Origin of the sequence: Corallococcus terminator, from assembly GCF_049194865.1 — a bacterium.
Taxonomy (GTDB): domain Bacteria; phylum Myxococcota; class Myxococcia; order Myxococcales; family Myxococcaceae; genus Myxococcus; species Myxococcus terminator_A.
On the sequence record NZ_JBLZWL010000034.1, the window covers coordinates 1 to 6,954 of the forward strand.

Annotated in this window: 4 protein-coding genes; 1 reads left to right on the forward strand and 3 read right to left on the reverse strand. The window is 70.1% G+C overall.

What is annotated here, in order from left to right; genetic code table 11:
* Positions 1-2,690: aminomethyl-transferring glycine dehydrogenase (gene gcvP, locus ACN469_RS13080; RefSeq protein WP_498767682.1), on the forward strand; the 2,690-nt coding region annotated here is incomplete at its 5' end.
* Between the two features lie 80 nt (positions 2,691-2,770).
* On the opposite strand, the gene ACN469_RS13085 is transcribed toward gcvP, so the two are convergent.
* From ACN469_RS13085 to ACN469_RS13095, 3 genes are all read right to left on the reverse strand, one after another.
* Positions 2,771-3,706, reverse strand: coding sequence for a cation diffusion facilitator family transporter (locus tag ACN469_RS13085; RefSeq protein ID WP_498767684.1), 936 nt, complete (start codon positions 3,704-3,706; stop codon positions 2,771-2,773).
* Between the two features lie 70 nt (positions 3,707-3,776).
* A complete protein-coding gene (locus ACN469_RS13090) occupies positions 3,777-5,018 on the reverse strand; it encodes a TonB family protein (RefSeq protein WP_498767686.1) in 1,242 nt (413 codons plus the stop codon).
* A gap of 120 nt (positions 5,019-5,138) precedes the next feature.
* The gene (locus tag ACN469_RS13095; protein WP_498767688.1) at positions 5,139-6,740 is read right to left on the reverse strand and encodes a SpoIID/LytB domain-containing protein; all 1,602 of its coding nucleotides are present in this window, start codon (positions 6,738-6,740) and stop codon (positions 5,139-5,141) included.
* Between the last annotated feature and the right edge of the window lie 214 nt (positions 6,741-6,954).

Genomic DNA, 6,954 nt, shown 5'->3' on the forward strand with positions numbered 1-6,954 from the left:
CGAAGAACCAGGTGTTCCGGTCCTTCATCGGCATGGGCTACCACGACACGCACACCCCCAACGTCATCCTGCGCAACATCTTCCAGAACCCGGGCTGGTACACGCAGTACACGCCCTATCAGGCGGAGATCGCCCAGGGCCGGCTGGAGGCGCTGCTCAACTTCCAGACGATGGTGATGGACCTGACGGGCCTGGAGGTCGCCAACGCGTCGCTGCTCGACGAGGGCACGGCCGCCGCCGAGGCGATGGGGCTGGCGCTGCACGTGAAGGGCGACGACGCCGGGGCAGCCTTCTTCATCTCCGAGGGGTGTCATCCGCAGACGGTGGACGTGGTGCGCACGCGCGCCGAGCCGCTGGGCGTGGAAATCGTCGTCGGTGACCACCGCACGGTGGACCTGGGCGCGAAGAAGTACGTGGGCGCGCTGGTGCAGTACCCGGCCACGGACGGCGCGGTGATGGACTACCGCGCGTTCGGCGAGAAGGTGCACGCGGCGGGCGGCCTGCTCATCGTCGCCGCGGACCTCTTGAGCCTCACGCTGCTGACGCCTCCGGGCGAGTTCGGCGCGGACGTGGCGGTGGGCAGCGCGCAGCGCTTCGGCGTGCCCATGGGGTACGGCGGTCCGCACGCGGGCTACTTCGCGACGAAGAACGCGTACACGCGCGTGATGCCGGGCCGCCTCATCGGCGTGTCCGAGGACGCGCAGGGCCGGCGCGCGCTGCGCATGGCGCTCCAGACGCGCGAGCAGCACATCCGCCGCGAGAAGGCGACGAGCAACATCTGCACCGCGCAGGTGCTGCTGGCCGTCATCGCCAGCATGTACGCCGTCTACCACGGCCCCAAGGGCCTGAAGGCCATCGCCGAGCGCGTGCACGGGCTCACCGTGCTCCTGGCGCGCGGGCTGGGGAAGCTGGGCCTGAAGGTCCGGCACGAGCAGTACTTCGACACGCTGCGCGTGGAGCTGACGACGCCGCAGGTGCGCGCGGTGCTCGCGGCGTCCGAGTCGGCGCGGATGAACTTCCGCCGCATCGACGAGAAGACGCTGGGTGTGTCGCTGGACGAGACGTCCCGCCTGTCCGACGTGGAGGCCATCCTCACCGCCTTCGCCACGGGCGCGGGCAAGGCGGCCCCTCCGTCGCTGGACGACGTGGGCGCCAACGTGGAGACGCCGGTGGTGCCGGAGCTGCGCCGCGCGAGCGCGTTCCTCACGCACGCGGTCTTCAACAGCTACCACTCCGAGACGGAGATGCTGCGCTACATCCGGCGGCTCGAGGCGAAGGACCTGTCCTTGACGCACTCGATGATTCCGCTGGGCAGCTGCACCATGAAGCTCAACGCCACCGCGGAGATGATTCCGGTGACGTGGCCGCAGTTCGGCCGGCTGCATCCCTTCGCGCCCACCTCGCAGGCGGCCGGCTACAAGGTCATCTTCGAGCAGCTCGAGCAGATGCTCTCGCAAATCACCGGCTTCGCGGGCTGCTCGCTGCAGCCGAACGCGGGCAGCCAGGGCGAGTACGCGGGCCTGCTCGTCATCCGCGCGTACCACCAGGGGCGAGGGCAGGGGCACCGCGACGTGTGCCTCATCCCGTCCTCCGCGCACGGCACCAACCCGGCCTCCGCCGTCATGGCGGGCTACAAGGTCGTCGTCACCAGGTGCGATGAGAACGGCAACATCGACCTGGGTGACTTGCGCGCCCGCGCGGAGGAGCACAAGGACAAGCTCGCCGCGTTGATGGTGACGTACCCGTCCACGCACGGCGTGTTCGAGGAGGAGATCAAGGAGATCTGCTCCATCGTCCACGAGCGCGGTGGTCAGGTGTACATGGACGGCGCGAACCTCAACGCGCAGGTGGGCCTCACGGCGCCCGGGCTGGTGGGCGCGGATGTCTGCCACATCAACCTGCACAAGACGTTCTGCATCCCGCACGGCGGTGGTGGCCCGGGCATGGGCCCCATCTGCGTGGCCAGCCACCTGGTGAAGCACCTGCCGGGGCACCCGGTCATCCAGACGGGTGGGGCGGACGCCATCGGCGCCATCTCCGCGGCCCCGTGGGGCAGCGCGAGCATCCTGCTCATCTCGTGGATGTACATCACGATGATGGGCGGCGAGGGCCTGACGAAGGCGACGAAGCTGGCCATCCTCAACGCCAACTACATCGCCGAGCGGCTCCAGCCCCACTACCCGGTGCTGTACCGGGGCAAGCGGGGCAGGGTGGCGCACGAGTGCATCGTCGACCTGCGCCCGCTGAAGAAGACGTCGGGTGTCGAGGTCGAGGACGTAGCCAAGCGGCTGATGGACTACGGCTTCCACGCGCCGACGGTGTCGTTCCCTGTCGCGGGCACGCTGATGATCGAGCCCACGGAGAGCGAGTCCCGCGCGGAGCTGGATCGCTTCTGCGACGCGATGATCGCGATTCGTCAGGAGATTCGTGAGGTCGAGGAGGGGCGGATGCCGAGGGACAACAACGTCCTGAAGAACGCACCTCACACCGTCCGCACGATTACGAACCCGGAGTGGAACCGTCCCTACTCGCGCGAGCTGGCCGTCTTCCCGGCCCCGTGGGTGCGCGACAACAAGTTCTGGCCGTCCGTGGGCCGCCTCAACAACGTGCTCGGGGACCGCAAGCTCGTGTGCTCGTGCCCGCCCATCGAGGACTACATGACGCCGGAGCCCAAGCCCGCCGTCGCCTGACGGCCCGCGTAGACTCGGGGCATCTCGGGGCCGTCTCCCTCACGTGGGGAGGCGGCCCTTCTCGTCTCCGAGGCCTCGACTCAGCTCGCGTGAGGCGCGGCGCCCTGCGCTCGGTTGGTGCCCGCGTGCTCGGGCTCCACGTGGACGACGACGTCCACCACCTGGGGATACGCGGCGTGGAGCGTGCGCTCCACGCGGTCCGCCACCTCGTGGGCCTGGGCGGTGGTGAGGTTCGGGTCCACCTCTATCTTGAGGTCCACGTAGACGCTCTCCTCCATGCCCCGGCTGCGCACGTCGCGGCAGCTGCGCACGCCGGCCACGCCCACGGTGTGCTGCGCCACCTGCGCGGGGTCCAACCTCGCCGTGTCGGAGAGGATGCCCACCGCCTGCCGGACGATGCCGTAGGCCACCCACGCCACGAAGACCATGACGCCCAGCGCGATGATGCCGTCCGCCTTCGGATAGCCCAGCGCCACCAATCCCAACGACGCGAGCACCGCCAGCGTGACGAAGACGTCCGACAGCGTGTGGTGCGCGTCCGCCAACAGCAGGCTGCTCTGGTACTTGCGCCCGTAGTGCCCTTCCACGCGCGTCACCACCAGGTTGACGCAGAGGGTGAGCACCATGACGACGGCCATGGCCGGCGTCACCTGCGCGTGACGGTCATGCATCAGCGAGTCGAGCGCCATGCGCCCCAGCTCCAGCATGCCGATGCCAATCATCGCGCCGATGCCCAGGGACGCGAGCGCCTCGAACTTGCCGTGCCCGTAGGGGTGGTCCTCGTCCGCGGGCCGCGAGGCCACGCCCATGGCGACGAGGCCCAGCACGTTGGAGCTGCCGTCGATGAACGAGTGCAGCCCGTCCGCTGTCACCGCGGCGGACTGGCTGAGGAAGCCGAAGAGGAGCTTGGCGCTGGCCACCACCCAGTTGGCCACGAGGATGGCGAGCAGCACGGCGCGGATGCGCTGGCTTCGCTGCTGGAGCCTGGCGCTTCTGTCGGCGGGAGACGTGTCCACGGCGAGGCACGGTAGTGGGAACCGCGTCCGTCGGCGAGGACCTCTCGAGCCGCCCGTGATTCAGCGAACGTCAGTTGGGCTGGCGGAACAGCCGCATGCGCGGGCCGCCACCCATCTCCAGGAAGAAGCCGAAGGAGAAGCGCACCTTGGAGTCGTCGCTCAACAACCCCGGCGGTGGGTTGGGGAAGGGCTGCGCGCGCTGGAACGAGGACACGGCCTCCATGTCCAGGAAGTCCAGGCCGCTGCTCTTCTCCACCTCGATGTTCGTGACGCGGCCCTTCTCGTCCAGCGTGATTTCGAGGAGCGTGTGCCGGTCCTTCCCGGTGAACATGTTGCCGGTGGGGTCTCTGCGGCGCAGCGTCTCGTTGGGCTTCCAGTGCATGCCCACGCTCTGCTTCACGCGGTTGAAGAAGCTGGCGTACTTCCACTCGCGCGAGTTGAGCAGCGTGCCGTCGCCTTCGTCCACGTCGCGCAGGTGGTCATTGGGCGCGGCGCCCAGCACCTTGTCCATCACCGCGCGCGACGGCATCAACGCGGCGATGCCCGGCGAGCCCACGCGTCCGGCGGAGCCGTCCTGCTCGCCCCCCGTGCCCGGCTGGATTCGCAGCCGCTTCGCGTTGCCCGTCAGCTCTTCGCTCTCGTTCTGGTTGTTCACCGCCACGCCGCCGGGCGTGTTCGGGTCCGTCTTCACCTTCACTTCGTTCTTCTTGTGGATGTCGGGGATCTCGAAGGCGAACTCCTGGCCCCCCTCGGCGAGCGGCCGGTCGTCATTGCCCATGCCGTTGTTGCCGGCGATGCGCGGCGCCTGCGGCTCCATGTCCGCGCCCTTCTGCTCCTGGGGGGCGGTGCGCTGCGGCATGGCGTTGCGGTAGTGGGGCGTCTGCTCCCGGGCCCGCGTCTCCTTGTCCACGCGGTTGTTGTGCTCCGCCAGGTACTTCGCGTCGGGCGCTTCCTTCTCGTTGCCCGGGGCCAGGTCCACCACCTGCCCGTCGGGCTTGGTCTCCGGCTTCTTCTCCTCGGGCTTCTTGTCCTGGACGCGGGGCTTCTGGGTCGTCTGCGTCTTCGAGTCCGTCTTGCCCCGGTTCTGCGCCCACTGGTCTTCCGTCAACGGGCGCACGGCCACGGAGGTGGGAGGCCGGGTGACGGGCTTGCGCTCCCGCACCGTCGGGGGAAGCGTTCCCGTGAAGAGCACGACGGCCAGGTAGGCGCCATGAATCGCCAGGGCGAGCAGCACCGCGGCGACCACTCGCCAGGGGGATGCTCGCCGCCGCTTGCGGCGCCAGTCTGACTTTGGAGAAGAACCCGTGCTCACGGCGCGATGATAAACCTCCGGGCCCGCTGCCTAGTCCCGTCCCGTTCGCGGCGGAACACCTGGACAGGGGAGGACATTCACGAGACGTGCACTGGTTCTCAGGCGCGCCCCCTCTTCAGGTCAGTAGATGGGGGCGACTTCAGCACCATTGAAGTAGTGACGGAGGATATCCTGGTAGCGCTGCCCGGCCTCTGCCCGGCCGATGGCGCCCGTCTGACACATCCCTACTCCGTGGCCCCAGCCACCGCCACGGAAAAGCCAGTGGGTGGGCCGCCCCTCGGCGTCCCGCTCGGCCTCCACCACCGCCATGCTGCTGTTCAGCATCCCGAAGAGCCGCCGGATGTTCAGCTCTCCACGCACCTGGGTGGCCCCCAGGTCCCCGGATAACGCGAGCACCCGGGCCCGGCCGGACACCCCACGCTCCTGGAGGCTCATCGCCTGGACGCGTCCCACGCCCAGCCGGGTGACGAGCGCGTCCACCTGGGCCGCCGTGAAGCGCTTCTCCCAGCGGAACTTGGTGGGCTGGGCGAAGCTGGACAGCCGGCAGGCGGCCCTCACGTCGGGCGCGGCCAGCCACGCCTCCAGGCGGGAGGGAGAAGGGGAGGCGCCCGCGGGCTCCAGGAGGTCCGGGCGTCCGCGCAGGCTCGGGTCCGGCGGGCCGCCCCAGACGATGTCGTTGTCCTCGGTGTGGCCGCCGCACACCGCGCTATAGACGGAGTCCACCAGCCGGCCATCCGCGCTGAAGAGGGCCTGGCCCCGGGTGGCCTCCACCGCCGCGGACGTGCTGGCCGCCTCGCCCGTGCGCCCCCGGTACACCGCGCAGTGCTGCTCCGAGCACAGGAGGTAGGGGTCCGCCAGGTGTTTGATTCCCACCTTCGCGAGCACCTCGCCGCGCGCGGTGACGGCCTGGGCCTTGAGCGCCTCCGAGTGGGCGCGCGCGAAAATCTCCGCGGGCACCAGGCCCTTGAGCAGGTCCTCGAGCGGCACCACGTTCACCACCGCCAGGAGGCCCAGGCGGTCCACGGAGAACTGGAGCGCGCCCCGGAACGTCCGGTCCTCGAAGCCGTGGAAGTCGTAGCCGACGCCGAACTCCACCTGTCGCACGTCGAAGCCCGCGCCGTCCGGTGAGTCCGCGTCCAGCTTGTCCTGCGCCAGGCCCACCACCGCGCCGGACTCGTCGCGCACCTCGAGGATGGCGCGCGCGGGAGCACGGACCTCTTCGAAGAGGAGGGTCCGCGCGCCGAACTGGCGCAGCAGCTCCGCCTGCCGGGTCGCGGCGTCCTCGGGGGTGAGCACCTCATCGACGAGGAGGAGCGAGCGCCGGTTGTCGATGACCTTGCCGGCGATGCCGTACACCGCGCCCAGCACCTGCGTGCGCACCGCGAGGCCCCGGGCCCGCCACTCCTCTTGAGCGGCGGCGAGCCCCTCCCGGTCCGCGAACCGGTGCTCGCTCAACTGCACGCGCGCGGCGAGCACCGCGGGCGTCCCCTGCGTCACGCGCACCGTCCACCGCGTCCCCGCCGCGGCGTCCAGCACCTTGTCCACCGCCCCGCCGAAGCGCATCCGCATCCGGCCTCGGGGGGAGAACGTCGCCTCGCGCCGGCCCTCCATGAGTCGGATGGGGAGCCGAGGCTCTCCGCCCCGGAAGTCCAGGCGCTTCAACTGCTCCGGGCCGGGAAGTCCCTGGGCCAGCGGGTCTTCACCGGGCGCACTCGCGGACATGCTGATGTCCACTCCCGCGTCGCTCGTTCCCCCGTCCTGGGCGGAGGACAGGTCGCCCGACCCGCCATCCGTCCCAGCGTCCAGAGGCTCTTCCGCCAGGGCTTCCACCGAAGGGCCCGTCAGGCGCGGTGGAGAGTGGGGGCTCGCGCAGGAGGCGAGCAGCACGACGGAGAGCAGGAGCAGGACGGCGGTGCGCACGGGGGGCGACACCGTA

Coding starts and splice junctions, on each gene's coding strand:
- ACN469_RS13095 (WP_498767688.1), bottom strand. CDS start 6,740: ATGTCCGCGAGTGCGCCCGGTGAAGACCCGCTGGCCCAGGGACTTCCC.